The sequence below is a fragment of the Citrobacter sp. FP75 genome (assembly GCF_018342065.1).
Classification (GTDB): Bacteria; Pseudomonadota; Gammaproteobacteria; order Enterobacterales; family Enterobacteriaceae; genus Citrobacter.
Genome location: NZ_JAFDOE010000001.1, coordinates 934,879 through 960,731 on the forward strand (window position 1 = coordinate 934,879; position 25,853 = coordinate 960,731).

Annotated in this window: 27 protein-coding genes; 17 read left to right on the forward strand and 10 right to left on the reverse strand. The window is 52.7% G+C overall.

Going from position 1 to position 25,853, the window contains the following annotated elements:
- The first annotated feature begins 16 nt into the window (after positions 1-16).
- The 6 genes from cheY to bglB all read left to right on the forward strand — a co-directional run bounded on the left by cheY (position 17) and on the right by bglB (position 6,248).
- Positions 17-406, forward strand: a complete 390-nt coding sequence (gene cheY, locus JQ822_RS04630) for a chemotaxis response regulator CheY (RefSeq protein WP_045444172.1) — start codon at positions 17-19, stop codon at positions 404-406.
- 13 nt (positions 407-419) lie between these two features.
- A complete protein-coding gene (cheZ, locus tag JQ822_RS04635) occupies positions 420-1,064 on the forward strand; it encodes a protein phosphatase CheZ (RefSeq protein ID WP_213132968.1) in 645 nt (214 codons plus the stop codon).
- A gap of 159 nt (positions 1,065-1,223) precedes the next feature.
- The gene (gene flhB, locus JQ822_RS04640; RefSeq protein ID WP_213132463.1) at positions 1,224-2,375 is read left to right on the forward strand and encodes a flagellar biosynthesis protein FlhB; all 1,152 of its coding nucleotides are present in this window, start codon (positions 1,224-1,226) and stop codon (positions 2,373-2,375) included.
- Positions 2,368-4,446: a flagellar biosynthesis protein FlhA gene (gene flhA / locus JQ822_RS04645; protein ID WP_213132464.1), complete on the forward strand. Its 2,079-nt coding sequence runs from the start codon at positions 2,368-2,370 to the stop codon at positions 4,444-4,446. Before flhB ends, flhA begins: the two co-directional genes overlap by 8 nt.
- Entirely contained in the window at positions 4,446-4,838 is a 393-nt protein-coding gene (gene flhE, locus JQ822_RS04650) for a flagellar protein FlhE (protein WP_213132465.1), read from the forward strand. Before flhA ends, flhE begins: the two co-directional genes overlap by 1 nt.
- 270 nt (positions 4,839-5,108) lie before the next feature.
- Complete coding sequence (bglB, locus tag JQ822_RS04655) at positions 5,109-6,248, forward strand: beta-galactosidase BglB (protein WP_213132466.1); 1,140 nt, start codon at positions 5,109-5,111, stop codon at positions 6,246-6,248.
- Here the strand turns inward: bglB and mrdA are convergent.
- A complete protein-coding gene (gene mrdA, locus JQ822_RS04660; protein WP_213132467.1) occupies positions 6,220-8,157 on the reverse strand; it encodes a penicillin-binding protein 2 in 1,938 nt (645 codons plus the stop codon). The genes bglB and mrdA overlap by 29 nt on opposite strands.
- A 183-nt stretch (positions 8,158-8,340) precedes the next feature.
- Complete coding sequence (gene argS, locus JQ822_RS04665) at positions 8,341-10,074, reverse strand: arginine--tRNA ligase (protein ID WP_213132468.1); 1,734 nt, start codon at positions 10,072-10,074, stop codon at positions 8,341-8,343.
- A gap of 238 nt (positions 10,075-10,312) precedes the next feature.
- Here argS and JQ822_RS04670 point away from each other — a divergent pair, with 238 nt between their 5' ends.
- Together JQ822_RS04670 and cutC are read left to right on the forward strand one after the other, a co-directional pair.
- The gene (locus tag JQ822_RS04670) at positions 10,313-10,879 is read left to right on the forward strand and encodes a VOC family protein (RefSeq protein ID WP_213132469.1); all 567 of its coding nucleotides are present in this window, start codon (positions 10,313-10,315) and stop codon (positions 10,877-10,879) included.
- 2 nt (positions 10,880-10,881) lie between these two features.
- A complete protein-coding gene (cutC, locus tag JQ822_RS04675; RefSeq protein ID WP_213132470.1) occupies positions 10,882-11,628 on the forward strand; it encodes a copper homeostasis protein CutC in 747 nt (248 codons plus the stop codon).
- Positions 11,629-11,795: 167 nt separating this feature from the next.
- Here cutC and cmoB read toward each other — a convergent pair whose 3' ends face one another.
- From cmoB to JQ822_RS04700, 5 genes are read right to left on the reverse strand one after another with little or no spacing between them, the layout of a single operon-like run.
- A complete protein-coding gene (gene cmoB, locus JQ822_RS04680) occupies positions 11,796-12,764 on the reverse strand; it encodes a tRNA 5-methoxyuridine(34)/uridine 5-oxyacetic acid(34) synthase CmoB (RefSeq protein ID WP_213132471.1) in 969 nt (322 codons plus the stop codon).
- Positions 12,761-13,504 (reverse strand): carboxy-S-adenosyl-L-methionine synthase CmoA, encoded by a 744-nt coding sequence (gene cmoA, locus JQ822_RS04685; protein WP_213132472.1) that lies wholly within the window; start codon positions 13,502-13,504, stop codon positions 12,761-12,763. Before cmoA ends, cmoB begins: the two co-directional genes overlap by 4 nt.
- Before the next feature lie 40 nt (positions 13,505-13,544).
- On the reverse strand, positions 13,545-13,940 hold the full coding sequence (locus JQ822_RS04690) for an MAPEG family protein (RefSeq protein WP_003833847.1): 396 nt from the start codon (positions 13,938-13,940) through the stop codon (positions 13,545-13,547).
- A 52-nt stretch (positions 13,941-13,992) separates the two neighbouring features.
- Positions 13,993-14,811, reverse strand: a complete 819-nt coding sequence (locus JQ822_RS04695) for a DUF72 domain-containing protein (RefSeq protein ID WP_213132473.1) — start codon at positions 14,809-14,811, stop codon at positions 13,993-13,995.
- Positions 14,808-15,374 carry a hydrolase gene (locus tag JQ822_RS04700; RefSeq protein ID WP_213132474.1) on the reverse strand — a complete coding sequence of 189 codons (567 nt, stop codon included), beginning with the start codon at positions 15,372-15,374 and terminating at the stop codon, positions 14,808-14,810. Before JQ822_RS04700 ends, JQ822_RS04695 begins: the two co-directional genes overlap by 4 nt.
- A gap of 264 nt (positions 15,375-15,638) precedes the next feature.
- Here JQ822_RS04700 and aspS point away from each other — a divergent pair, with 264 nt between their 5' ends.
- Genes aspS through ruvC form a run of 4 tightly spaced genes read left to right on the forward strand, consistent with a single transcriptional unit; the run spans position 15,639 to position 19,184 of the window.
- Positions 15,639-17,411 carry an aspartate--tRNA ligase gene (gene aspS / locus JQ822_RS04705; protein ID WP_213132475.1) on the forward strand — a complete coding sequence of 591 codons (1,773 nt, stop codon included), beginning with the start codon at positions 15,639-15,641 and terminating at the stop codon, positions 17,409-17,411.
- A gap of 1 nt (position 17,412) precedes the next feature.
- Positions 17,413-17,856, forward strand: a complete 444-nt coding sequence (gene nudB / locus JQ822_RS04710) for a dihydroneopterin triphosphate diphosphatase (protein WP_213132476.1) — start codon at positions 17,413-17,415, stop codon at positions 17,854-17,856.
- Positions 17,857-17,884: 28 nt separating this feature from the next.
- Positions 17,885-18,628, forward strand: coding sequence for a YebC/PmpR family DNA-binding transcriptional regulator (locus JQ822_RS04715; protein WP_213132477.1), 744 nt, complete (start codon positions 17,885-17,887; stop codon positions 18,626-18,628).
- A 34-nt stretch (positions 18,629-18,662) separates the two neighbouring features.
- The gene (gene ruvC, locus JQ822_RS04720; protein WP_006176048.1) at positions 18,663-19,184 is read left to right on the forward strand and encodes a crossover junction endodeoxyribonuclease RuvC; all 522 of its coding nucleotides are present in this window, start codon (positions 18,663-18,665) and stop codon (positions 19,182-19,184) included.
- On the opposite strand, the gene JQ822_RS04725 is transcribed toward ruvC, so the two are convergent.
- A complete protein-coding gene (locus JQ822_RS04725; RefSeq protein ID WP_213132478.1) occupies positions 19,181-19,786 on the reverse strand; it encodes a YebB family permuted papain-like enzyme in 606 nt (201 codons plus the stop codon). The two genes, ruvC and JQ822_RS04725, sit on opposite strands and share 4 nt — an antisense overlap.
- Before the next feature lie 203 nt (positions 19,787-19,989).
- Here JQ822_RS04725 and JQ822_RS04730 point away from each other — a divergent pair, with 203 nt between their 5' ends.
- From JQ822_RS04730 to ruvB, 4 genes are all read left to right on the forward strand, one after another.
- Positions 19,990-20,685: a hypothetical protein gene (locus JQ822_RS04730; RefSeq protein ID WP_213132479.1), complete on the forward strand. Its 696-nt coding sequence runs from the start codon at positions 19,990-19,992 to the stop codon at positions 20,683-20,685.
- Positions 20,686-20,805: 120 nt separating this feature from the next.
- Positions 20,806-21,468 (forward strand): hypothetical protein, encoded by a 663-nt coding sequence (locus JQ822_RS04735; RefSeq protein WP_213132480.1) that lies wholly within the window; start codon positions 20,806-20,808, stop codon positions 21,466-21,468.
- A gap of 102 nt (positions 21,469-21,570) precedes the next feature.
- A complete protein-coding gene (gene ruvA / locus JQ822_RS04740; protein WP_213132481.1) occupies positions 21,571-22,182 on the forward strand; it encodes a Holliday junction branch migration protein RuvA in 612 nt (203 codons plus the stop codon).
- Between the two features lie 8 nt (positions 22,183-22,190).
- On the forward strand, positions 22,191-23,201 hold the full coding sequence (gene ruvB, locus JQ822_RS04745; protein ID WP_213132482.1) for a Holliday junction branch migration DNA helicase RuvB: 1,011 nt from the start codon (positions 22,191-22,193) through the stop codon (positions 23,199-23,201).
- 80 nt (positions 23,202-23,281) lie between these two features.
- Here the strand turns inward: ruvB and znuB are convergent, their stop codons facing one another.
- Both znuB and znuC read right to left on the reverse strand, forming a co-directional pair.
- Positions 23,282-24,067: a zinc ABC transporter permease subunit ZnuB gene (gene znuB, locus JQ822_RS04750; protein ID WP_213132483.1), complete on the reverse strand. Its 786-nt coding sequence runs from the start codon at positions 24,065-24,067 to the stop codon at positions 23,282-23,284.
- On the reverse strand, positions 24,064-24,819 hold the full coding sequence (gene znuC, locus JQ822_RS04755) for a zinc ABC transporter ATP-binding protein ZnuC (RefSeq protein WP_135322252.1): 756 nt from the start codon (positions 24,817-24,819) through the stop codon (positions 24,064-24,066). Before znuC ends, znuB begins: the two co-directional genes overlap by 4 nt.
- Positions 24,820-24,897: 78 nt before the next feature.
- On the opposite strand from znuC, the gene znuA reads away from it, so the two are divergent.
- Entirely contained in the window at positions 24,898-25,842 is a 945-nt protein-coding gene (gene znuA, locus JQ822_RS04760) for a zinc ABC transporter substrate-binding protein ZnuA (RefSeq protein WP_213132484.1), read from the forward strand.
- Positions 25,843-25,853: the final 11 nt, after the last annotated feature.

A 25,853-nucleotide genomic window follows, 5' to 3' on the forward strand; every position in this document is an offset into this window, starting at 1 on the left:
TGAGGAGCAGTATTTTATGGCGGATAAAGAGCTGAGGTTTCTGGTTGTGGATGACTTTTCCACCATGCGACGCATCGTGCGTAACCTGTTAAAAGAGCTGGGATTCAACAATGTTGAAGAAGCTGAAGACGGTGTGGATGCGCTGAACAAGCTGCAGGCTGGGGGATTTGGTTTTGTCATTTCTGACTGGAACATGCCGAATATGGACGGACTGGAATTGCTGAAAACCATCCGTGCCGACGGTGGCATGTCCTCTCTGCCGGTGCTGATGGTGACGGCAGAAGCGAAGAAAGAGAACATCATTGCCGCCGCACAAGCGGGTGCCAGTGGTTACGTGGTGAAGCCTTTCACGGCGGCGACGCTGGAAGAGAAACTCAATAAGATCTTTGAGAAACTGGGTATGTGAGGGTGTGATGATGATGATGCAACCACAAATTAAACCTGCTGATGAGCATTCAGCAGGGGATATCATCGCGCGCATCGGTAGTCTGACCCGAATGCTGCGCGACAGCCTGCGCGAGCTGGGGCTGGATCAGGCCATCGCTGAAGCGGCGGAAGCCATCCCGGATGCGCGCGATCGTCTGGATTACGTTGTGCAGATGACCGCACAGGCGGCAGAGCGTGCGCTGAACAGTGTAGAAGCCTCGCAACCGCACCAGGACGCGATGGAAAAAGGGGCCAAAAATCTGAGCAAACGCTGGGACGAATGGTTCGAAAATCCGATTGAACTGTCTGATGCCCGTGAACTGGTGACCGATACCCGTCAGTTCCTTGGCGATGTCCCTGGACATACCAGCTTTACCAATGCCCAGTTGCTGGACATCATGATGGCACAGGATTTCCAGGACCTCACCGGTCAGGTTATCAAGCGCATGATGGACGTCATTCAGGAAATTGAGCGTCAACTGTTAATGGTGCTGCTGGAGAATATCCCGGAGCAGGGCGCTCGTCCAAAACGTGAAAACGAAAGTTTGCTGAACGGCCCGCAGGTTGACACCTCGAAAGCTGGCGTCGTGGCAAGCCAGGATCAGGTTGACGACCTGCTGGATAGCCTCGGGTTCTGATATGTACAGGCCGGATGTTGGGGATTAAGCCTCTCATCCGGCTTGCACGTCATTCAGCTTAAAGCCATAAACCCCGTCTTTTTTGCCGCTTACTCTCCCCATTGCTGTATTGCTCTTCTGGCATCATTCTCGCCTGTGTCTCTATCCAGGGTCTGATGCGTGGCAGAAGAAAGCGACGACGACAAAACAGAAGCCCCCACACCCCACCGACTTGAGAAAGCGCGGGAAGAAGGGCAGGTCCCCCGTTCCAAGGAGCTGACCTCACTGCTTATTTTGCTGGTGGGCGTGTGCATTATCTGGATCGGTGGGGAGTCGCTTGCCCGCCGGTTGGCGGGGATGCTGTCGGCCGGGCTGCGTTTTGACCATAGTATGGTCAATGACCCGAATCTGATCCTCAGCCAAATTATTCTGCTTATTAAAGACGCCATGATTGCGCTGTTACCGCTGATCACCGGCGTGGTGCTGGTGGCGTTGATCTCCCCGGTGATGCTGGGCGGTTTGATCTTCAGCGGCAAATCGCTACAGCCCAAATTTTCCAAGTTGAATCCGCTGCCGGGTATTAAGCGCATGTTTTCTGCGCAAACCGGGGCCGAACTGCTGAAAGCGATCCTGAAATCGACGCTGGTCGGCAGCGTCGCTGGATTCTATCTCTGGCACAAGTGGCCGGAGATGATGCGTCTGATGGCCGAATCGCCGATTACGGCCATGGGCAATGCCCTCGATTTAGTCGGCATGTGCGCGCTGCTGGTAGTACTCGGGGTGATCCCGATGGTGGGATTTGACGTTTTTTTCCAGATTTACAGCCATGTGAAAAAGCTGCGCATGTCACGGCAGGATATTCGTGATGAATATAAACAAAGCGAAGGTGACCCGCACGTTAAGGGAAAAATTCGTCAGATGCAGCGTGCGGCAGCACAGCGGCGCATGATGGCGGATGTGCCGAAAGCGGACGTTATAGTAACTAACCCCACGCACTATTCTGTCGCGCTGCAATATGACGAAAACAAAATGAGCGCGCCACGCGTCGTCGCCAAAGGGGCGGGGCTGGTGGCGTTGCGTATTCGCGAAATTGGCGCGGAACATCGCGTCCCAACCTTAGAAGCACCGCCGCTCGCGCGTGCGTTATATCGCCATGCTGAAATTGGTCAGCAAATACCCGGCCAGCTGTATGCTGCCGTCGCGGAAGTGCTGGCATGGGTATGGCAATTAAAACGCTGGCGTCTGGCCGGCGGCAAGCCGCCACCACAACCTGGAAACCTTCCGGTGCCTGAAGCACTGGATTTTATGAACGAGAAGAATACTGATGGCTAATCTGGTCGCGATGCTGCGTCTGCCCGGCAACCTGAAATCCACGCAATGGCAAATTCTTGCCGGGCCGATCCTCATCCTGCTGATCCTGTCGATGATGGTGCTGCCGCTGCCGGCCTTCATCCTCGACTTACTGTTTACCTTCAACATTGCGCTGTCGATCATGGTGCTGTTGGTGGCGATGTTCACCCAGCGAACGCTGGAGTTTGCTGCCTTCCCGACGATTTTGCTGTTCACCACCTTATTACGGCTGGCGCTTAACGTTGCGTCAACGCGTATTATTTTGATGGAAGGGCATACCGGTTCAGCGGCTGCGGGGAAGGTGGTCGAAGCGTTTGGTCACTTCCTGGTCGGCGGTAATTTTGCCATCGGTATCGTGGTCTTCGTCATTCTCGTCATCATCAACTTTATGGTTATCACCAAAGGTGCCGGTCGTATTGCTGAAGTCGGCGCGCGCTTTGTGCTGGACGGGATGCCCGGTAAACAGATGGCGATTGACGCCGATCTCAACGCCGGACTGATTGGTGAAGATGAAGCGAAAAAACGCCGTTCTGAAGTGACCCAGGAAGCCGATTTTTATGGCTCGATGGACGGTGCGAGTAAATTCGTACGTGGCGACGCCATCGCCGGTATTCTGATCATGGTGATTAACGTGGTCGGCGGCCTGCTGGTGGGGGTATTACAACACGGCATGAGTATGGGAAGTGCGGCTGAAAGCTACACCTTGCTGACTATCGGTGACGGGCTGGTGGCGCAGATTCCAGCGCTGGTTATCTCCACGGCGGCGGGGGTTATCGTAACCCGCGTCAGTACCGATCAGGATGTCGGTGAACAGATGGTGACCCAGCTGTTCAGCAACCCCAGCGTGATGGTGCTCAGTGCGGCGGTACTCGGCTTGCTGGGGCTGGTGCCTGGCATGCCGAACATGGTGTTCCTGATGTTTACCGCGGCATTGTTGGGTCTGGCCTGGTGGCTGCGCGGTCGTGAGACAAAAGCCCCTGCGGAACCCCAGTCAGTCAAAATGCCGGAAAATAATGCGGTGGTGGAAGCGACCTGGAACGACGTCCAACTGGAGGATTCGCTGGGGATGGAGGTGGGGTATCGCCTGATCCCGATGGTGGACTTTCAGCAGGATGGCGAATTGCTGGGGCGAATTCGCAGTATTCGTAAGAAATTTGCCCAGGATATGGGCTTCCTGCCACCGGTGGTGCACATTCGTGACAATATGGATCTGCAGCCTGCGCGCTATCGTATCCTGATGAAAGGTGTGGAGATTGGCAGCGGAGATGCCTATCCGGGGCGCTGGCTGGCCATCAACCCTGGCACCGCGGCGGGCTCGCTGCCGGGTGAAAAAACGGTCGATCCGGCCTTCGGTCTGGACGCTATCTGGATTGAAAGCGCGCTGAAAGAACAGGCGCAAATCCAGGGCTTCACGGTGGTGGAAGCCAGTACCGTGGTCGCCACGCATCTGAATCACCTGATTGGGCAGTTCGCCGCTGAACTGTTTGGTCGTCAGGAGGCGCAACAACTGCTGGATCGCGTGTCGCAGGAAATGCCGAAACTGACAGAGGATCTGGTGCCGGGCGTGGTAACGCTGACCACGTTGCATAAAGTGCTGCAGAATTTGTTGGATGAAAAAGTGCCGATTCGCGATATGCGTACCATCCTCGAAACGCTGGCCGAACACGCGCCGCTGCAAAACGATCCGCATGAACTCACCGCCGTGGTGCGCGTGGCGCTGGGAAGGGCGATTACTCAGCAGTGGTTCCCGGGTAATGATGAAGTTCAGGTTATTGGTCTGGATACACCGCTTGAGCGCTTGCTGTTGCAGGCTCTGCAAGGGGGCGGTGGCCTGGAGCCAGGGCTTGCAGACCGACTGCTGGCGCAGACTCAGGAGGCGTTATCGCGTCAGGAGATGCTGGGCGCGCCACCGGTACTGTTGGTGAATCATGCGCTGCGACCGCTACTGGCCCGCTTTTTGCGCCGCAGCATACCGCAGTTGGTGGTGTTGTCGAACATGGAACTTTCGGATAACCGCCATATCCGCATGACCGCGACCATTGGAGGTAAATAATGCGTAAGTTTCTGTGGCTGTTACTCCTCCCGCTGGTGGCGCAGGCCACCGGAGAAGGGGCCTGGCAGGCCAGCAGCATGGGGATTACCTTAAATCATCGCGGGCAGTCTGCTTCGTCCGCGCCGCTGGTCCCCGGTCAGCCGGTTTCGGGGCTGATGACGTTGGTAGCCTGGCGTTACGAGCTGAACGGTCCCACGCCCGCAGGGCTGCGGGTGCGTTTATGTTCGCAGTCCCGCTGCGTAGAGCTGGATGGGCAAAGCGGTACCACCCACGGGTTTAATAATGTTCCTGCCGTTGAGCCAATGCGTTTTGTCTGGGAAGTGCCCGGCGGTGGTCGCCTGATCCCCGCCTTGAAAGTACAAAGCAACCAGGTGATTGTGAACTATCGTTAATTCCCCTTCTTAAATAGCAGTCAGTAGATGAAACAGCTGGCTGCGTCGCGCTTTTGTTTTGCCTCTTTAATTAAAAAGAAACGCTGTTTTATAAAATAGGTGACTTACGTTGCCGGACTCTTTGTGCTGTTGCCATCTTGCTATTATCCCTGGCAGAAATAAAAAGGTTTCCCGTGCGGTTAGCTTTTACTGTGGCCGTATAAGGACGTCCCGCGCCGAAACTGGAACAGGGCACCGCATTGAATTCGACATTGCACAGAGGTTAAGTAAATGATTGTTTATCCGGTTAAACACAGCCCGTTGTTACGTCAGCCTGAACATTTTATTACCCGAGATGCGTTAAAAACGCTCATCAAAAAGGTGACGCATAACCTGGTCAATATCCATGATGAAAGCGGTGAGTTCTTGCTGCGACTGGATGACGGACGCGTGATTGATACTAAAGGTTGGGCCGGATGGGAGTGGACGCATGGCGTCGGCCTGTACGGGATGTATCAGTATTACCAGCAAACTGGCGACGAAACGATGCGTGATATCATCGATGGCTGGTTTGCCGATCGCTTTGCCGAAGGCGCGACCACCAAAAACGTTAACACCATGGCGCCGTTTTTGACGCTGGCGTATCGCTATGAAGAGACGCGTAATCCGGCATATCTGCCGTGGCTTGACTCCTGGGCTGAGTGGGCGATGCATGAAATGCCACGTACCGATTTTGGCGGCATGCAGCACATCACATTGGCGGAAGAGAATCATCAGCAGATGTGGGACGACACGCTGATGATGACAGTTTTACCGCTGGCGAAGATTGGCAAACTGCTCAACCGCCCCGAGTACGTTGAAGAAGCGACGTATCAGTTCCTGCTGCATGTGCAAAACCTGATGGATAAAGAAACGGGCCTGTGGTTCCACGGCTGGAGTTATGAAGGGAACCATAACTTCGCTAACGCCCGCTGGGCGCGCGGCAACAGTTGGTTAACTATCGTTATTCCGGAATTTCTTGAGCTGATTGATTTGCCAGAAAATAATGCCGTGCGCCGCTATCTGGTGCAGGTGCTGAATGCACAAATTGCTGCTCTGGCGAAGTGTCAGGATGAGAGCGGGTTGTGGCATACATTGCTGGACGATCCGCACGCTTATCTGGAGGCCTCGGCTACCGCCGGATTTGCTTATGGGATCCTCAAAGCGGTACGTAAACGCTATGTCGGTCAGGAATATGCAACGGTGGCAGAAAAGGCGATCAGAGGCATTGTGCAACATATTTCCCCTGAGGGTGAATTGCTGCACACCTCGTTTGGTACCGGAATGGGACACAATCTCGATTTTTACCGCAACATTCCACGGACTTCCATGCCTTACGGACAGGCGATGGCGATGCTGTGTCTTACCGAATACTTGCGTAAGTATTTTTGATGGCGATGCCCGATGACGTTGCGATCGTCGGGCTTGAATGTGTGACAACATCGGGTTGTGCGCTGTTTTCCTGCGGCACAAACAGATGATCCATAATCTGACGCATGACCGGCGCGGCGGTGACGCCGTCGCTGCCGCCGTTTTCCAGAATCAATGCCACCGCGACTTTCGGGTTTTTGTACGGCGCAAACGCGGTATAGAACACGTGGTCACGCAGGCGGATGGGGATCATCTTCGCATTGTAGGTCTGGTTTTCTTTCAGGCTGAAAACCTGTGAGGTTCCGCTTTTCGCCGCAATTCCGTAAGGTGCGGTATGGAAGAATTTATAACCAGTCCCGTTCGGTGCATTGGCCATGCCAAACATTGCCTCGCGTACCAGTCCCCAGTAGGGCGATGAGGCAGAGGCAATTTGCGACTCCGCCATGCTGGCATGATAAGGCGTAACAGATTTGCCGCTCGCTTCATTCTGCAACAGGTGAGGGGCGATCACTTTCCCGTTGTTAATTAGCGCCACCATCGCTTTTACCATCTGGATCGGCGTAGCAATCCAGTATCCCTGGCCGATGCCGACCGAAATCGTATCTCCCTGATACCAGGCTTTCTTATGCACTCTTTGCTTCCAGTCGCGACTCGGTAGCAGGCCGTTGTACTCTTCATCAAGATCGATACCGGTGGGTTTGCCGTAACCAAACTGACTGAGCATGCTGTTGATCCGGTCGATGCCCATCATATACGCCACCTGATAGAAGAACGTATCGGCAGACTCTTCAATCGCTTTGGTGACATCCAGCATGCCATGACCGGTTTTTTTCCAGTCGCGATAATGACGTTCGGTGCCGGGCAATGTCCAGGTCGGCGCGCCGAAGAAACTGGTTTGCGGGGTGATAACGCCGTTGAGTAACGCTGACATGGCCATGTACGGTTTAACCGTGGAGGCGGGAGGGTACAAACCTTGAGTGACGCGGTTAATCAACGGCAGGTCTTTATCCTGCAGCAGCGTGTTGTATTCCTGGTAGCTGATGCCTTTGACGAACGGATTTGGGTCATAGCTGGGGTTAGAGACCATCGCCAACACCGAGCCATCGTGCGGGTCTTCAACCAGCACGGCAGCGCGCTGGCCGACCAGCAGGCTCTCGATGTATTCCTGTAAGTGTAAATCCAGCGTCAGATGGATATCTTTCCCGGCGACGGGCGGCACATCTTTTATCAGGCGCACGATGCGTCCGTGGTTATCGACTTCAACTTCCTGGTAACCTGTTTTACCGTGCAGATCGTTTTCGTAATAGTGCTCGATCCCCTGCTTGCCAATGTTGTGATCGGCGGCGTAATTTTCCGCCAGCCCCTTTTTATCCAGGGCTTTCAGGTCGCTGTCGTTGATTTTAGAAACATATCCGAGCACATGCGCCAGTTCTGCGCCATACGGATACTGGCGATCTTCATAGCTGTTGATGGTGACGCCACTGAAATGAAACTGGTTAACCGAGAAACGGGCAATCTCCACGTCGGTCAGCGCATTTTTGAGCACCACCGGGCGATAGCGGCTGCTGGATTTTAGCTCATGGCGAAACTGATCGATATCTTCAGGTGTAAGGTCAACAATCGGTGATAGCTGCTTCAGCAGGGCATCCATATTGTTGATTTTATAAGGGGTAACGGAAATATCGTACCAGGTGACGTTGCGCACCAGCGGGATACCGTTGCGATCGTAAATGATGCCGCGCGTTGGGGCGACAGGCAGCATTTTGATGTCATTGGCATTTGAGCGGGTGGTGTAATATTGGTGCTCGCGAATTTGTAAATTGTAAAGGTTGTAAATCAGGATGCCAAAACAGATGACCACCAGGCCAAAGGCTACTATCACACGCCGCTTGAAGAGTTTCTCTTCCGCCTCAAAATCTCTGAATGTCATTGACCCGTACCCGATTAATTTGCCGCCTAATGATACGGAGGCTTATTCGGGATGACAGACAAAATATGTTCCATATCTCTACGGAAATGTGTCATTCCTTGTGAGTTGTTACAGATTGCCCTTTACGGCAATAAAAAAGGCCTGAGTGCGTTATCCGAACTCAGGCCTGATTTATTTGCGCACTTACATGCGTTCTACGGTTTCGATACCCAGCGTATCCAGACCCAGCTTCAGCGTTTTCGCCGTCAGCTGCGCCAGCTTCAGGCGGCTGTTACGAATGTCTTCGTTCTCAGCGCTGAGGATCGGGCAATGTTCGTAGAAGCCAGAGAACAGGCCGGCAAGATCGTACAGGTAGGCACACATGACGTGCGGCGTGCCTTCACGTGCGACAACGGTCAGCGTCTCTTCAAACTGCAGCAGACGCGCTGCCAGCTGGGCTTCACGATCTTCACTGATGATGACGCTGGCGTTGGCAAGTGCGCTTTCGTCGATATCCGCTTTACGGAACACGGACAGTACGCGGGTGTAGGCATACTGCATGTACGGCGCGGTATTGCCTTCGAACGCCAGCATGTTGTCCCAGTCGAAGATGTAATCGGTGGTACGGTTTTTTGACAAATCCGCATACTTCACCGCGCCGATACCGACCGCATTCGCCAGTTTTTCCAGCTCGTCGGCAGGCATGTCCGGGTTCTTCTCTGCCACCAGACGACGTGCGCGCTCCAGCGCTTCATCCAGCAGATCGGCCAGTTTGACCGTGCCGCCAGCACGCGTTTTGAACGGTTTACCGTCTTTGCCGAGCATCATGCCGAACATGTGGTGTTCCAGCGGTACGGAGTCCGGCACATAACCGGCTTTACGCACGATGGTCCATGCCTGCATTAGATGCTGATGCTGACGGGAGTCGATGTAATACAACACGCGATCGGCATGCAGCGTTTCGTAACGATATTTAGCGCAGGCGATGTCGGTAGTGGTGTACAAATAGCCGCCATCTTTCTTCTGAATGATGACGCCCATCGGTTCACCTTCCTTGTTCTTATACTCATCAAGGAATACGACGGTAGCGCCTTCGCTCTCAACGGCCAGACCTTTGGCTTTCAGGTCGGCAACAATGCCTGGCAGCATCGGGTTGTACAGGCTTTCACCCATCACATCGTCGCGGGTCAGAGTGACGTTCAGACGATCGTAGGTAAGCTGGTTTTGCGACATGGTAATGTCGACCAGTTTGCGCCACATTTCGCGGAAATAAGTATCGCCACCCTGTAATTTCACTACATAGCTACGGGCACGCTCTGCGAATTCTTCATCTTCGTCGTAATGTTTTTTCGCATCGCGGTAAAAACCTTCAAGATCGGCTAACGCCATCTCTCCGGCATTTTCCTGTTGCTGCTTTTCCAGCCACGCGATGAGCATACCGAACTGGGTACCCCAGTCGCCAACGTGGTTTGCGCGAATGACCTTATGACCGAGAAATTCCAGCGTCCGGACAGCGGCATCACCGATGATGGTGGAGCGCAGGTGACCTACGTGCATCTCTTTCGCCACGTTTGGCGCAGAGTAGTCAACAACGATAGTCTGCTTCTCAGGCTGTGCTACGCCCAGACGATCGGACGTCAGCGCCTGCTGCACGTGCTGTGCCAGGAATGCCGGGTCGAGGAAAATATTGATAAAGCCCGGACCAGCGATTTCGACCTTGCTGGCAATCCCGTTGAGATCCAGATGAGTCAGTACCTGCTCAGCCAGTTGTCGCGGCGCCATACCCAGTTTTTTAGCAACTGCCATCATGCCGTTGGCCTGATAGTCGCCGAACTGTACTTTTGCTGACTGACGAACCTGAGGTTCGCAATCTGCAGGCGCACCTGCAGCAATCATGGCCTGACGGACTTTTTCTGAGAGAAGAGCCTGAATATTCACCGGAATACCTTACATTTATGAAGCGGATTAAAATTCACCGCACCAGTTTAAGAATTTAGGGCGGGAGTATACTGCAAATGCCCGTTGTCGTCAGCATTGCGAGCACCGCCAGCAGCCTGAAATATAAACAATGCCATTGCGTATAATTATTCATATGACGTTCGAAAAAATCATCGGTTGGATGGGACTGCGCAACAGAGTAAATTATCGGCTTTGAACATGGATATGAGCATTCAATATGGCGAACTGGCAAACTGTTGCTGAACTGCATGATATTTCGGCAGATGTAGGACATTTCACTCAGGCGTTAACAGAACTTTCCACCCGTCTGGGTCTGGATGTCGCACCGCTTGACGCCGATCACATCTCTTTGCGCTGCCATCAGAATACGACCGCAGAGCGCTGGCGTCGCGGGTTTGAACAGTGCGGCGAGCTGCTGTCGGAAAATATTATCAACGGCAGACCGATTTGCCTGTTCAAACTGGATGAGCCGGTTTGCGTGGCACACTGGCAGTTTTCTATTGTGGAATTACCATGGCCGGGTGAAAAACGCTACCCGCACGAGGGTTGGGAACATATTGAAATTGTTCTGCCGGGCGACCCGGAAACGCTAAATGCGCGGGCGCTGGCGTTGCTTTCCGATGAAGGATTGAGTCAGCCCGGGATCTTTGTCAAAACCAGTTCGCCGAAAGGCGAGCGTGAGCGTTTACCGAATCCGACGCTGGCGGTCAGCGATGGCAGCGTGACCATTAAGTTTCATCCGTGGTCAATTGAAACGATTGTGGCAAGCGAACAACAGGAGTAAGCATGGCACTGCTGGAAATCTGCTGTTACAGCATGGAGTGTGCGCTGACGGCGCAGCAAAATGGCGCGGATCGTATTGAATTGTGCTCGGCGCCCAAAGAAGGGGGCTTAACGCCGTCGCTGGGCGTATTGCGTACTGTACGTCAACATATCGATATTCCCGTCAATCCGATTATCCGCCCGCGCGGGGGAGATTTTTGCTATACCGACGGTGAATTTGCCGCCATGCTTGATGATATTGCCATGGTCAGAGAACTTGGGTTCTCCGGGCTGGTGACCGGGTTATTGGATGTTGATGGCAACGTCGATATGCTGCGTATGGAAAAAATTATGGCGATCGCCGGTCCGCTAAAGGTTACGTTTCATCGGGCCTTTGATATGTGTGCCAACCCATTAAATGCGCTGAAAAATTTATCTGAGTTGGGGGTCGCCAGAGTGCTGACTTCCGGGCAAAAATCAGACGCGCAGCAAGGTTTAACAAAAATAATGGAACTTATTGCACAGCCCGGTGCTCCAATCATTATGGCCGGAGCGGGGGTTCGCGCCGCGAATGTGTCGCAGTTTCTCGACGCCGGAGTGCAGGAAGTCCACAGTTCTGCCGGAGTATGGATGGCTTCACCCATGCGTTATCGCAATGCGGGGTTGTCGATGTCTTCGGATGCGCAAGCGGATGAATATTCTCGCTATGCGGTAGACGGGGCGGCGGTTGCTGAAATGAAAGCGATTATTGCACTCCATCAAGCCAGCTGATTTTTACCGTTGCATCATGTCGCCCAATATGATGCTTGCTCGTACCAGGCCCCTGCCATTTCAACAGGGGCCTTTTTTTATCTTTCATATTTCAAGCCGCAGCGGTGTTGGCTGCCTTGCTGCAACTTGAACTATTTTGGAGAAAATGTGCCACCAGTCAAAAATGACTAGGGCTTACGTGCGATCAATACCGCGCGTAATGGGGCGGGGTAGCCTTCGACCGTTTTGCTGTGGTCGTTCGGGTCGAGGAAATCAGCCAACGATTCGGTAATCATCCATTCAGTGCGACGTTGTTCTTCGGTAGTGGTCACACACACGTCGGCAATGCGCACATCGACAAAACCGCATTTCTCCATCCAATTTTTTAACGCCAGCGCAGACGGAATAAAGTAGACATTGCGCATCTGCGCGTAGCGATCGCCCGGCACCAGCACGGTATTTTCGTCGCCTTCAACGACCAGCGTTTCCAGTACCAGTTCACCGTCTTTTACCAGCTGATCTTTTAGCTGCCAGAGATGTTCCAGCGGGGAACGGCGGTGATAGAGCACGCCCATCGAGAAAACGGTATCAAACGCATTCAGTGCCGGAAGCTGTTCAATACCCAGCGGCAGCAAATGTGCGCGCTGGTCGTTGCCCAGCAATTTGCGCACGGCTTCGAACTGACACAAAAACAGTTGAGTCGGATCGATACCGACAGCCAGATGCGCGCCCGCGCCAATCATGCGCCACATGTGATACCCGCTGCCGCAGCCGACATCAAGAATGGTCCGTCCGGTCAGGTCGGATAAATGCGGCAGTACCCGATCCCATTTCCAGTCAGAACGCCATTCGGTATCGATATTGACGCCATACAGCGAGTACGGCCCTTTACGCCATGGCATCAGATTACGCATCAACGTATCAATGCGTTTAATCTGACCGTCGCTGAGCGGCTCTTTGCTTTCAGCGGTCACGCTGTGCAGTAGATCCAGACGATGCGGCGTCAGTTCGGGCAGAAACTCTACCGCGTTCGACCATTGCTTAAACAGGCCGTGCTGATCGCGCTGCCAGGTTGCAATTTGTGCCGGGAGGGTTTCCAGCCAATGAGAAAGGTGATTTTTGGCAATTAGCTGATAAAAGTTACCAAACTCGATCATGCCGCTACCTCAGCTTTCAGCGCTACCAGGGAACCAAAGTTGAAGCACTGGAACCACAGTTCGCTGTGCTCAAAACCCGCCTGATGCAGACGCGCTTTGTGCGTTTCGACCGAGTCGGTCAGCATCACGTTTTCCAGCATGCTGCGCTTCTGGCTGATTTCCAGTTCGCTGTAGCCATTTGCCCGCTTGAAGTCGTGGTGCATGTTGAACAGCAGTTCGCCAACCGTTGTATCTTCGAAACTGAATTTTTCTGACAGCACCAGTGCGCCGCCGGGATTCAGTCCCTGATAAATCTTATCCAACAATGCCTGGCGCTCCGGTGGCTCAAGGAATTGCAGGGTAAAATTCAGCACCACCATTGAAGCGTTTTCGATAGTGATGTTGCGAATATCCCCTTCGACAACCTCGACCGGAATGGGGGCTTTATATGCGTCAATATGACGGCGGCAGCGTTCAACCATCGCCGGGGAGTTATCAACGGCGATAATTTTACAGTTGTCATGCTGAATATTGCGACGCACCGAGAGCGTCGCCGCACCCAGAGAACAGCCCAGATCGTAGACCTGCGTGTTGGGTTGCACGAAACGTTCGGCCAGCATACCAATCATAGAAATGATGTTGGAGTAACCAGGAACGGAACGCTGGATCATATCCGGGAAGACTTCAGCTACCCGTTCATCAAAGGTCCAGTCACCCAGACTGGCGATAGGCGCAGAAAAAAGCGTGTCGCGGTGAGACATAACGTAAAAATCCGGGAAAAATAAAGTGGCGTATTGTGCGCTAATGCAGGGAGAAAACCAACTCCCAGGGCATATACCAAAGATTCGCCAGCACCATTAGCAACAGCGAACACCAGGTCGCGCTCATGCCGGAACGACGCCAGCGGAAAAGCCGGTGGTGGAATCCGTAATAATGCATCAGCCGACCGGCAATTAACATCAGCCCGCAAATATGCACCATCCACGTTTCTGCGCCGTTCATTTCCATAAATAACAGCAGCACTAATGCGACGGGAATATATTCCACCGCATTACCGTGAATGCGGATGGCGCTTTGCAGTTCGCTGAAGCCGCCGTCACCATAGGCAACGCGGTATTGCATGCGCAGGCGAACAACGTCAAAAGAGAACTTTATTAACAATAACGCACCCAATACGGCATACAGCGCGCTTACCATACAAACTCCCTTTTAAAATGGCTGCTGGCATTGACTATGATAGGTGGCATTTTCAGAAAAGAGAAGATTGCTGTGGAATAGACGGTGCTGATCCGATCTCTGGCAGAGCACTGCGTAAATCTGCCCATAGCGTATCAACAAGCTCTGGAGCCTGCGCGATATCCGGCGTATGCAAAAAAAGATACGGCGTCGTGGTCTGTGCCCAGAGCGGCAGTTTTTTAAGCCAGGCCGCGAATAATTCCCGGTTCTGCGCCATATCATCGCTGCCGATAAAGCGCACCATCGGATTGTTTGCCGTCACCACGGCATGTACCGGGACTTTCGGTTTTTTGCGCTGGGCATCACGTATCGCTTCAGTATGCGGAATTGCAGCATGCACCGGGCGACTGTCTAAAATCACCCGATTGACTCCGCGCTCGTGTAAACCACGATTGAATAGCTGCTCGGCTTCACCTTTGGCAAAGAATTCAGGATGACGAACCTCAACACCGTAGGTAAACGATGTGGGCAGTGCATCGAGAAATGCCCACAGAGCAGGGAGGTCGCGTGGGGAAAAGGTGGCGGGCAACTGCAACCAGTACTCTCCGATACGGGTTTCCAGCGGCGACATACGGGTTAAAAATTCCTGCACCAAATCATCACAGTTACGCAGCGCGGCCTGGTGCGAAATGGTGGCCGGAAATTTAAAGCAGAAGCGAAAGTCGTCGGAGGTTTGCGCCAGCCAGCGTGCAACAATCTCGGCTTTTGGCAGTGCGTAAAGCGTGGTGTTACCCTCCACACAGTTAAAATGGCGGGCATATTCTTCAAGGCTGGTGATCCCCAGGCGCACCCACTTTGGGTGCGACCACTGCGGCAAGCCGATATAAATCATAGCGCGTGCAGGATCTCGTCGACGCTGCGCACACGCGCTATGCGCGGGAAGATATGCGCCATGCTGCCCTGATGCTGATCGGCACTGGCCGCGCTGCAGGCATCTTCGGCAATCACCAGGTTAAAGCCCAGCTCCCAGGCGTTACGCGCCGTGGATTCAACGCCGATGTTGGTGGAGATGCCGCACAAGACAATAGTATCAACGCCCCGACGGCGCAGCTGTAGCTCGAGGTCGGTGCCGTAAAATGCGCCCCACTGGCGTTTGGTGATCTCAATGTCACTGGCGTGTTTACCCAGCGCCGTTGGATAATCCCACCAGTTTGCGGGAAGCGCTTTTGCCGCAGCCTGGGCGTCAACCGGCTGTTTCAGGGCCTCTGCGTAATCGTCAGACCAGCCGACGCGAACCATCACTACCGGTGAACCCTGAGCACGGAAGTGTTCCGCCAGACGCGCGGCGCGGGTAACCACGTCGCTTGCCGAATGAGGGCCGCCGGCGAAGGGCAGGATCCCTTCCTGCAGGTCAATAACGACAAGGGCGGTTGTTTTAGCGTTCAGTTCCAGCATGGTGGCTCCAGTAAAAAAAGAATTCCGTTACACCTTAATCGCGATTGTGTGTGAAAGGGGCGACAATTTTTGTTATTTTTTGTGAGATTACGCAATACCCGCGTAGGAAACACGCGTACAGTCAGTACCGGACTTATCGTGCGGCAGAATTTCCAGTATAATAGCCGCCTTTTTTCATTCAGTTGTGACATTCAGCTAAAGCTGCGACTTAGTCATCTGCAAGGCAGGTGACAATCCGCCTGCGGCAAAGTTAAGGGATATCTCATGCGTACAGAATATTGCGGACAGCTACGTCTGTCCCACGAGGGGCAGCAGGTGACTCTGTGTGGTTGGGTCAACCGTCGTCGTGATCTTGGTAGCCTGATCTTTATCGATATGCGCGACCGCGAAGGTATCGTGCAGGTATTTTTCGATCCGGACCGTGCGGATGCGTTAAAGCTGGCCTCCGAACTGCGTAATGAGTTCTGCATCCAGGTTACGGGCACCGTGCGTGCGCGTGACGCGAAAAACGTCAACGCCGATATGGCGACCGGCGAAATTGAAGTTCTGGCTTCCTCTCTGACTATCATCAACCGTTCAGAATCACTGCCGCTGGACTCTAACCACGTTAACACCGAAGAAGCGCGTCTGAAGTATCGCTATCTGGATCTGCGTCGCCCGGAAATGGCACAGCGTTTAAAAACCCGCGCCAAAATTACCAGCCTGGTACGTCGCTTTATGGACGAGCACGGTTTCCTCGACATCGAAACCCCGATGCTGACCAAGGCAACCCCGGAAGGCGCACGTGACTATCTGGTGCCTTCTCGCGTACATAAAGGTAAATTCTACGCGCTGCCGCAGTCCCCGCAGCTGTTTAAACAGCTGCTGATGATGTCCGGCTTTGACCGTTACTATCAGATAGTAAAATGCTTCCGTGACGAAGACTTACGTGCGGACCGTCAGCCTGAATTTACCCAGATCGACGTTGAGACTTCTTTCATGACCGCGCCGCAGGTGCGTGAAGTGATGGAAGCGTTAGTACGTAATTTGTGGCTGGAAGTGAAAGGTGTGGATCTGGGTGATTTCCCGATCATGACCTTTGCCGAAGCTGAGCGTCGTTACGGTTCTGATAAACCGGACCTGCGTAACCCGATGGAACTGGTTGACGTTGCTGACTTGCTGAAATCTGTCGATTTCGCCGTCTTCTCTGGCCCGGCTAACGATGCGAAAGGTCGCGTAGCTGCGCTACGTGTACCGGGCGGGGCGAGCTTAAGCCGTAAGCAGATCGACGATTACGGTAACTTCATCAAGATCTACGGCGCAAAAGGCCTGGCTTACATCAAGGTCACCGAACGTGCGAAAGGCCTGGAAGGGATCACCAGTCCTGTGGCTAAGTTCCTGAACGCAGAAATTGTCGAAGCGATTCTTGAGCGCACTGGCGCACAAGACGGTGACATGATTTTCTTCGGTGCCGACAACAAGAAAGTGGTTGCCGACTCAATGGGCGCACTGCGTCTGAAACTGGGTAAAGATCTGAACCTGACCGACGAGACCAAATGGGCGCCGCTGTGGGTTATTGACTTCCCGATGTTTGAAGACGACGGTGAAGGCGGCCTGACCGCGATGCACCATCCGTTTACCGCACCGAAAGACATGACTGCCGCTGAGCTGAAAGCCGCGCCGGAAGAGGCTGTTGCCAACGCTTACGATATGGTTATCAACGGCTACGAAGTGGGCGGCGGTTCTGTGCGTATCCACAATGGCGACATGCAGCAAACCGTGTTTGGTATTCTGGGCATTAACGAGCAAGAGCAGCGCGAGAAGTTCGGCTTCCTGCTGGACGCGCTGAAATACGGTACTCCGCCGCACGCGGGCCTGGCGTTTGGTCTGGATCGTCTGACCATGCTGCTGACCGGTACCGATAATATTCGTGACGTTATTGCCTTCCCGAAAACCACGGCTGCCGCGTGTCTGATGACCGAAGCGCCAAGCTTTGCCAACGAAGCTGCGCTGGCTGAACTGGGCATTCAGGTTGTGAAGAAGGCCGAGAATAACTGATATGAAGTACAAACAGCCTGTCTCGGTGTTAGTCGTAATTTATGCAAAGGACACCGGGAGAGTGCTGATGTTACAGCGACGCGACGATCCTGATTTCTGGCAGTCGGTCACCGGCAGCCTTGAAGAAGGTGAAACCGCGTCGCAAGCCGCTATGCGCGAAGTAAAGGAAGAGGTCGCCATTGATGTTGCCCGCGAGCAACTGACCTTAATTGACTGTCAGCGCACGGTGGAGTTTGAGATTTTTAGCCATTTACGTCATCGCTACGCACCGGGAATCGAACGGAATACGGAATCCTGGTTTTGCCTGGCACTCCCCTCGGAACGAGAGATCGTGTTCACTGAACATCTGACCTATCGTTGGGTCAATGCGACAGAAGCTGCGCAGTTAACCAAGTCGTGGAGTAACCGGCAGGCGATTGAAGAATTTGTAATTAACGTCGCCTGAGAAGGCGCGCTTTTTGGAGAGATTATTTATGGCAGGTCATAGTAAATGGGCCAATACCAGACATCGTAAAGCAGCGCAGGATGCTAAGCGTGGTAAAATTTTCACCAAAATCATTCGTGAACTGGTGACGGCAGCTAAGCTTGGCGGCGGCGATCCGGATGCGAACCCGCGTCTGCGCGCAGCGGTTGATAAAGCACTGGCTAACAACATGACGCGTGACACCCTGAACCGTGCTATCGCACGTGGCGTGGGTGGTGACGATGATGCGAACATGGAAACCATCATTTATGAAGGTTACGGTCCTGGCGGTACAGCGGTCATGATTGAATGCCTGTCTGACAATCGTAACCGTACCGTTGCGGAAGTACGCCATGCGTTCACCAAAACCGGTGGCAACCTGGGTACCGACGGTTCTGTTGCGTATCTGTTCAGCAAAAAAGGGGTTATCTCTTTTGAGCAGGGCGACGAAGACACTATCATGGAAGCGGCGCTGGAAGCCGGTGCTGAAGATGTTGTGACCTATGACGACGGCGCGATTGACGTCTACACCGCGTGGGAAGAGATGGGCAAAGTGCGTGACGCACTGGAAGCTGCCGGTCTGAAAGCGGACAGCGCTGAAGTCACTATGATCCCATCCACCAAAGCGGACATGGATGCAGAAACGGCACCAAAACTGATGCGTCTGATCGATATGCTTGAAGACTGCGATGACGTGCAGGAAGTTTACCACAACGGCGAAATCTCCGATGAGGTTGCAGCTACGTTAGAATGACGTGGTTGATCAATAAAATAACAGGAGATGCGTGATGTCTATTATTCTCGGCATTGACCCGGGCTCGCGCATCACCGGTTATGGCGTGATTCGCCAGGTCGGTCGACAGTTGACCTATCTGGGCAGTGGATGCATTCGAACGAAAGTGGATGATTTACCGTCGCGCCTGAAGCTGATTTATGCAGGCGTATCGGAAATCATCACCCAGTTTCAGCCAGACTACTTTGCCATTGAGCAGGTGTTTATGGCGAAAAACGCCGATTCGGCGCTTAAGCTGGGGCAGGCGCGCGGCGTGGCGATTGTTGCCGCCGTCAACCAGGATCTTCCGGTGTTTGAATACGCCGCACGTCAGGTGAAACAGACCGTGGTGGGTATCGGTAGCGCGGAGAAAAGCCAGGTGCAGCACATGGTGCGCACGTTGCTAAAACTCCCGGCGAACCCGCAGGCGGATGCCGCGGATGCGCTGGCGATTGCTATTACCCACTGCCACGTCAGTCAGAACGCCATGCAAATGAGCGAATCGAGATTGAATCTGGCGCGAGGTCGATTACGTTAGTTTGATGCCTCGGTCTCTGAAGACTGAGGCGTTTCAATTCCCTTTTCGTCAATCAGCTCTAAATTTGGATGATGCCACAAACTGGCTGGCGTCACCGTTTTCCGCTCCCAGGGAATAGAACCTAAAAACCACAGTTTCCAGAAGGTGAGCTTCGCACCGGGGTTGCTGTGCAGCAATTCTTCAAACGTCTCGACGTCGCCTATCGGAATACACAACGCTTCTTTGTAGATATCAAACACAAATTTCGAACAGAACTGGCGTGATGACTCGTATTTAAATCCCGTGTGATAAAATTTATTTAGCCGGGCAGGAATCTGCTCCATGATCGCGAGTTTCTGTTCGACCGTCAGGCCGCCGCGCAGGCGACGAACGGCATAACGCTGTTCAGCGGAACGCTGAATAAACAGCGATAGCGTGGTGACGGTTGAAAGAGGGACGCGGCTTTCAGCCACCAGATAGTCTTCGCCGTTGTGGCCGATAATTATGCCAACATGGTTGCTCCAGCATTGTGATGCGGTTGAGATCTGGCCGAAAAGCGCAGCACCTATACAGGTAAAGACAATATCTCCGGTTTCATATTGCGTTGAATAATGTTTTTTCATGCCCTCGTTCCATAGTGATTTTCTGAAATGACGCCCTTTATTTTACGCTGTTAGATAATTAGCATTATATTCGTGCCATGACAAGGAATGGGTTATTGATAAATTATCTTGACGAATGCTGTTGTCTATAATCATTTGAGATATTAATGTGTTTCTTACAGCGTTAAAAATAAGAGCGCTTAATTTTATCAGAAGGAAGGGGAATGGAAGGTAAACAGTCGCAGGGAAGACGAAAACTATTCTATCCGCCTTATGTATGTATTTGCATCAGCATGCATTTGTTTCTGAGCTTATGTTATTGTCTGGTTGTTGATATAACGGAGGCTAATGCAATCGTTTTTTTATTGAAGCCAGGCACTATTTCGCTGTTCTTTTTATTTATCCCTATCAAGGCGCGAAGTGTCAGAATGCTGGTGGTGTTTGTCTCGATTGTTATCACTTTTGTCTTTAATCAATGGCCCCTGGCTACAGGAAATAAAACCTTAGTTTTGTGTGTGCAGGTCGCATGGTTTATCGCATGCTGGTCCATAACGGCGGCAAATAAATCAGGCTGGCTGATGATGAGCGTAGCGTTATTTTTGCTCTGCAATTGGGGTGTAATCAGGCAGGAGCGGATAAAACAACAGTTTAACGCTGCTGATATTTATATTGTTAATGATGGAGTAAGTTGTGGCGCAAACGGTCACTGTTTCCAGTATATTGCGGCACAAGGTTATGGCTTGACGGCGAAACGACAGACGATTTTTAGTAGTGAAGATTATGTGAATATTTATTACAGCTACCCAGAAGGTGTTCCTGCTGTAAATTTTGATGGAATGAACGGCGACTTTTCACAATATTTGCTATGTCATGGTCGTTTAACGCATGTTGAGCATAATAGCATGGCGGTATGCAATTGAATTCAGCAAGCTTAAACCGTGTTGTCCGTAACGTTATTATTCAATATGCCAGGTTATACTGGTATTGTTGTAATAATATTGGCTTCTGATTAATCAGCATAAATGGTTAGGGGGCTGCTGGTGAATATGCGTAAACTAATGGCCATGAAACATAGATTGTGGATAGTACCGATCATTTTCAGTGGCTATGTTTTGTTCACCGATTATGGCTATTATCATAACAGCGTTCGTGATAGCGGGCTCGTTTCCGCCGTTCATTACGTTAGCACCGCTGAGCGCAAGATGAACGGTGATTGTCATTTAGCGCGAGATACGTGTGCGGGCTTCTATTCGTACGACGCGACCTGGCAGCAAGGAGATCAATCTTACGTTTTTCATACCGACAGAGAACTAAACCCGCCAGCAAGGGTGATGTGCGTGCAATTTGTCCAGAACGATCCAAGCGTAGCCAAACTCTGCCATCATCTCTTTTTCAATGCCAGCTTTGTACTTTATTTAATCGCTATCTGGTCAATCGCCGCTTTTATGAGTCTGACGCTCTTTGTCCACCATAAACTGCATCCCCGCCTGCCGGTGCTGGAGACCTGGCGTATTATTAATCGCCTTCATCAACGGTTACTGGAAACGCAGGATCGGGAAGAGGCGCTACGATTTATCGGTAGAGGTTATCGAATTTGCCATACGACGCGCGGGCAGGAGGTTATCCGGGTGGGGCGAAAGAAAGTCGATAATCATTATACGGTATATTTTGTTCGTGCCAGCAACGGTACCCGCAGGCGATAAAGCGCCTGGCAAATCGCTAAAGACGTTTTTCATCTGGATATTTATCCAGCCTTTTTTTATTATAGAACATTACTCTTTCAGCCCTTAACGCAGGAGCGTCACGTGATAGGCAGACTCAGAGGCATCATTATTGAAAAACAACCCCCGCTGGTCCTTCTGGAAACAGGCGGGGTAGGCTATGAAGTCCATATGCCGATGACCTGTTTCTACGAGTTGCCGGAAGCCGGGCAGGAAGCGATTATCTTCACCCATTTTGTGGTGCGTGAAGACGCGCAGTTGCTGTATGGCTTCAACAACAAGCAAGAACGCACGCTGTTTAAAGAGCTGATTAAAACCAACGGCGTCGGGCCAAAACTGGCGCTGGCGATCCTCTCTGGTATGTCTGCACAGCAGTTCGTTAATGCCGTTGAACGCGAAGAGCTTGGCGCACTGGTTAAATTACCTGGCATTGGTAAGAAAACCGCTGAGCGTTTGATTGTCGAAATGAAAGACCGCTTTAAAGGACTGCATGGCGATTTGTTTACGCCAGCGACCGATCTGGTGCTGACGTCTCCGACAAGTCCATCAACGGACGATGCCGAGCAGGAAGCCGTTGCTGCGCTGGTGGCGCTGGGCTATAAACCACAGGAAGCCAGCCGTATGGTGAGCAAAATAGCCCGCCCTGATGCCAGCAGTGAAACCCTGATTCGTGAAGCGCTCCGCGCTGCATTGTGAGGTAAAGGATGATTGAAGCAGACCGCCTGATTTCAGCTGCCAGCACTACACCTGAAGACATAGTGGATCGTGCGATCCGCCCCAAATTGCTGGATGAATACATCGGCCAGCCTCAGGTTCGCTCGCAAATGGAGATTTTTATCCAGGCGGCGAAGTTGCGCGGTGATGCCCTTGACCATCTACTGATCTTTGGTCCTCCGGGCCTTGGAAAAACCACCCTTGCCAATATTGTTGCCAATGAAATGGGCGTTAATCTACGCACGACGTCCGGCCCGGTGTTGGAAAAAGCGGGTGATTTAGCGGCAATGCTGACTAACCTTGAGCCTCACGACGTTCTGTTTATCGATGAGATCCATCGCTTATCGCCGGTCGTGGAAGAAGTATTGTATCCGGCTATGGAAGACTATCAGTTGGATATCATGATCGGCGAAGGGCCTGCTGCGCGCTCGATTAAAATCGATCTGCCGCCGTTTACCCTGATTGGCGCAACAACCCGCGCCGGGTCGTTAACCTCTCCGCTGCGTGACCGCTTTGGTATTGTGCAGCGACTGGAGTTTTATCAGGTTGCCGATCTTCAGCACATTGTGGGGCGCAGCGCGCGTTATATGGGGCTGGAAATGAGCGAGGAGGGCGCGCTGGAAGTGGCTCGTCGCGCGCGTGGCACGCCGCGAATTGCCAACCGTCTGCTGCGTCGCGTGCGTGATTTCGCCGAGGTGAAGCATGACGGCACTATTTCGGCAGACATTGCCGCGCAGGCGCTGGATATGCTCAACGTTGATGCGGAAGGGTTCGACTATATGGACCGGAAGCTGTTGCTGGCGGTTATCGATAAATTCTTCGGCGGGCCGGTTGGGCTGGATAACCTGGCCGCAGCGATTGGGGAAGAGCGTGAAACCATTGAGGACGTGCTGGAGCCGTATCTGATTCAGCAAGGTTTTCTGCAGCGTACGCCGCGTGGGCGTATGGCGACGGTGCGGGCGTGGAACCATTTTGGCATTACGCCGCCGCAAATGCCTTAATGTCCGATGGCGCTTCGTTTGTCAGACCTACTCGATTTTGTAGGCCCGGTCTTACAGAAGCGCCACCGGGCAATAAATGCTTAACTTGCCTGCTTCTTCATCATGCTGAAGATAAACAGTAACGCGGCACACAGCACCACTGATGGCCCCGCTGGTGTATCATAAAATGCTGAAAACGTCAGGCCGCCTGTCACCGCTATCATTCCCACGCCCACGGCTACACCGGCCATCTGCTCTGGCGTACGCGCGAAACGGCGTGCGGTGGCAGCAGGAATAATCAGCAGTGACGTGATAATCAGCGCCCCGACAAACTTCATCGCCACACCAATGGTTAACGCCGTGACAAGCATCAGCAACAGCTTCACGCGCTGCAACTTCACGCCATCGACAAACGCCAGATCCGGACTTATGGTCATCGACAACAGATTGCGCCATTGCCAGAAGAGAATAGCCAGCACAATGACGACGCCAATGGCGATGAAAATCAGATCTTCCGGCGTAACCGCGAGCAAATCGCCAAACAGGTAGGCCATGAGATCCACACGAATATTGGACATCAGGCTGACAACCACCAGACCCAGCGACAGGGCGCTGTGCGCCATAATACCGAGTAAGGTGTCTATTGCGAGGTGAGGGCGCTTTTCCAGCCACACCAGACCTGCTGCCAGCATCAGGGTGACGGCGATAACCGCATAGAAAGGGTTTACATCTAACAGCAGACCAAAGGCCACGCCCAACAGTGACGCGTGCGCCAACGTGTCGCCAAAATAAGACATACGACGCCAGACCACAAACGAACCCAGCGGGCCAGCGGCGCAGGCCAGCATGATCCCGGCTAACCAACCGGGTAATAACAATTCAATCATGAGTGACCATTTCCCCGGCGTAATACGATGCGACCCTGTAAATCGTGGCGATGATTATGATTGTGGCGGTATATTCCGAGCTGTTCGGCACCGCGTTGCCCGAACATGGAGATGAATTCCGGGTGCATAGAAACCACTTCCGGCGTGCCGGAGCAGCAAATATGGTGGTTGAGGCACAGCACTTCGTCGGTCTTTGCCATTACCAGATGCAGGTCATGGGAGACCATCAGCACGGCGCAATCCAGCTCACGTCGCAGCTGGTCGATGAGGTCATACAGTGCAACCTGGCCATTGACATCTACGCCCTGAGTGGGCTCATCCAGTACCAGCAACTGTGGTCGATTCAGCAATGCGCGGGCCAGCAGGACACGCTGGGTTTCCCCTCCGGACAGTTTCTGCATCGGCGCGTCCATCAGGTGTCCGGCCTGAACACGCTTGAGCGCCGGGAGAATATCGTCTTTCTTTGTACCCGGGCGTAAGCGTAAAAAACGGCTGACAGTCAGAGGCAGCGTGGTATCAAGATACAGTTTTTGCGGGACATAGCCTATCCGCAACTGCCCGTTACGCTTGATAACGCCTTCATCTGCTGCTACCAGCCCGAGGACAACGCGCACCAGCGTAGACTTCCCGGCACCGTTCGGACCGAGAAGCGTTAAAATTTTGCCGGGTCGTAGTTCAAGCGAAACGTCAGAAAGGACGCGGCGTTGACCATAAGAGACCGAGACATTTTCCAGTGAAACCAAAGTCGTCATATCAATTTTAGTCTTGCAGAAGTTATAGAATGTTATAATATCACATTCCTCACATTCATTACGATGATTGGTCGCATTATGTTACATAAAAATACGCTTCTTTTCGCAGCATTATCCGCTGCTCTTTGGGGGAGTGCAACACAGGTGGCAAATGCTGCCGTGGTTGCCTCACTTAAGCCGCTAGGTTTTATTGCTTCGGCGATTGCCGATGGTGTCACGGATACCGAAGTTCTACTGCCTGACGGTGCATCTGAACATGATTACTCACTGCGTCCGTCTGACGTAAAACGCTTACAGGGCGCGGACTTAGTCGTTTGGATAGGTCCTGAGATGGAAGCGTTTATGGAAAAATCTGTCAAGAATATTCCTAATGCGAAGCAGGTAACGATTGCGCAGCTCAATGACGTGAAACCGTTGCTCATGAAAGGGGCTGACGACGACGATGACGATCATGGACACAATGATGCCCAGGGTGAAAAAAGTGACGAACATCACCATCACGGCGACTACAACATGCATCTTTGGCTCTCCCCAGAGATAGCGCGGGCTACAGCGGTTGCAATCCATGAAAAATTAGTGGAACTTATGCCGCAAAGTCGAGCCAAACTTGACGCCAACCTGAAGGATTTTGAGGCACAATTAGCCGCAACCGATAAGCAGGTAGGTAACGAGCTCGCGCCGCTCAAGGGGAAAGGTTACTTCGTTTTTCATGACGCCTACGGCTACTACGAAAAACACTACGGACTAACACCGCTTGGTCACTTTACCGTGAACCCTGAGATTCAACCTGGTGCGCAGCGTTTACATGAAATAAGAACACAGTTGGTTGAGCAAAAAGCAACCTGCGTTTTTGCTGAGCCACAGTTCAGGCCAGCGGTCGTTGAAGCCGTTGCGAGAGGGACATCCGTTCGAATGGGAACGTTGGATCCACTCGGAACAAACATCAAACTGGGTAAAACAAGCTATTCAGCGTTTCTGAACCAATTAGCCAACCAGTATGCGAGCTGCCTGAAAGGAGATTAATGAGGAAGTGA

Bases quoted from the DNA above. Each gene is read 5' to 3' on its own strand.
- cheY (WP_045444172.1), top strand. From the start codon at position 17: ATGGCGGATAAAGAGCTGAGGTTTCTGGTTGTGGATGACTTTTCCACC.
- cheZ (WP_213132968.1), top strand. From the start codon at position 420: ATGATGCAACCACAAATTAAACCTGCTGATGAGCATTCAGCAGGGGAT.
- flhA (WP_213132464.1), top strand. From the start codon at position 2,368: ATGGCTAATCTGGTCGCGATGCTGCGTCTGCCCGGCAACCTGAAATCC.
- flhE (WP_213132465.1), top strand. From the start codon at position 4,446: ATGCGTAAGTTTCTGTGGCTGTTACTCCTCCCGCTGGTGGCGCAGGCC.
- bglB (WP_213132466.1), top strand. From the start codon at position 5,109: ATGATTGTTTATCCGGTTAAACACAGCCCGTTGTTACGTCAGCCTGAA.
- mrdA (WP_213132467.1), bottom strand. From the start codon at position 8,157: ATGACATTCAGAGATTTTGAGGCGGAAGAGAAACTCTTCAAGCGGCGT.
- JQ822_RS04670 (WP_213132469.1), top strand. From the start codon at position 10,313: ATGGCGAACTGGCAAACTGTTGCTGAACTGCATGATATTTCGGCAGAT.
- cutC (WP_213132470.1), top strand. From the start codon at position 10,882: ATGGCACTGCTGGAAATCTGCTGTTACAGCATGGAGTGTGCGCTGACG.
- cmoB (WP_213132471.1), bottom strand. From the start codon at position 12,764: ATGATCGAGTTTGGTAACTTTTATCAGCTAATTGCCAAAAATCACCTT.
- cmoA (WP_213132472.1), bottom strand. From the start codon at position 13,504: ATGTCTCACCGCGACACGCTTTTTTCTGCGCCTATCGCCAGTCTGGGT.
- JQ822_RS04690 (WP_003833847.1), bottom strand. From the start codon at position 13,940: ATGGTAAGCGCGCTGTATGCCGTATTGGGTGCGTTATTGTTAATAAAG.
- JQ822_RS04695 (WP_213132473.1), bottom strand. From the start codon at position 14,811: ATGATTTATATCGGCTTGCCGCAGTGGTCGCACCCAAAGTGGGTGCGC.
- JQ822_RS04700 (WP_213132474.1), bottom strand. From the start codon at position 15,374: ATGCTGGAACTGAACGCTAAAACAACCGCCCTTGTCGTTATTGACCTG.
- aspS (WP_213132475.1), top strand. From the start codon at position 15,639: ATGCGTACAGAATATTGCGGACAGCTACGTCTGTCCCACGAGGGGCAG.
- nudB (WP_213132476.1), top strand. From the start codon at position 17,413: ATGAAGTACAAACAGCCTGTCTCGGTGTTAGTCGTAATTTATGCAAAG.
- JQ822_RS04715 (WP_213132477.1), top strand. From the start codon at position 17,885: ATGGCAGGTCATAGTAAATGGGCCAATACCAGACATCGTAAAGCAGCG.
- ruvC (WP_006176048.1), top strand. From the start codon at position 18,663: ATGTCTATTATTCTCGGCATTGACCCGGGCTCGCGCATCACCGGTTAT.
- JQ822_RS04725 (WP_213132478.1), bottom strand. From the start codon at position 19,786: ATGAAAAAACATTATTCAACGCAATATGAAACCGGAGATATTGTCTTT.
- JQ822_RS04730 (WP_213132479.1), top strand. From the start codon at position 19,990: ATGGAAGGTAAACAGTCGCAGGGAAGACGAAAACTATTCTATCCGCCT.
- ruvB (WP_213132482.1), top strand. From the start codon at position 22,191: ATGATTGAAGCAGACCGCCTGATTTCAGCTGCCAGCACTACACCTGAA.
- znuB (WP_213132483.1), bottom strand. From the start codon at position 24,067: ATGATTGAATTGTTATTACCCGGTTGGTTAGCCGGGATCATGCTGGCC.
- znuC (WP_135322252.1), bottom strand. From the start codon at position 24,819: ATGACGACTTTGGTTTCACTGGAAAATGTCTCGGTCTCTTATGGTCAA.
- znuA (WP_213132484.1), top strand. From the start codon at position 24,898: ATGTTACATAAAAATACGCTTCTTTTCGCAGCATTATCCGCTGCTCTT.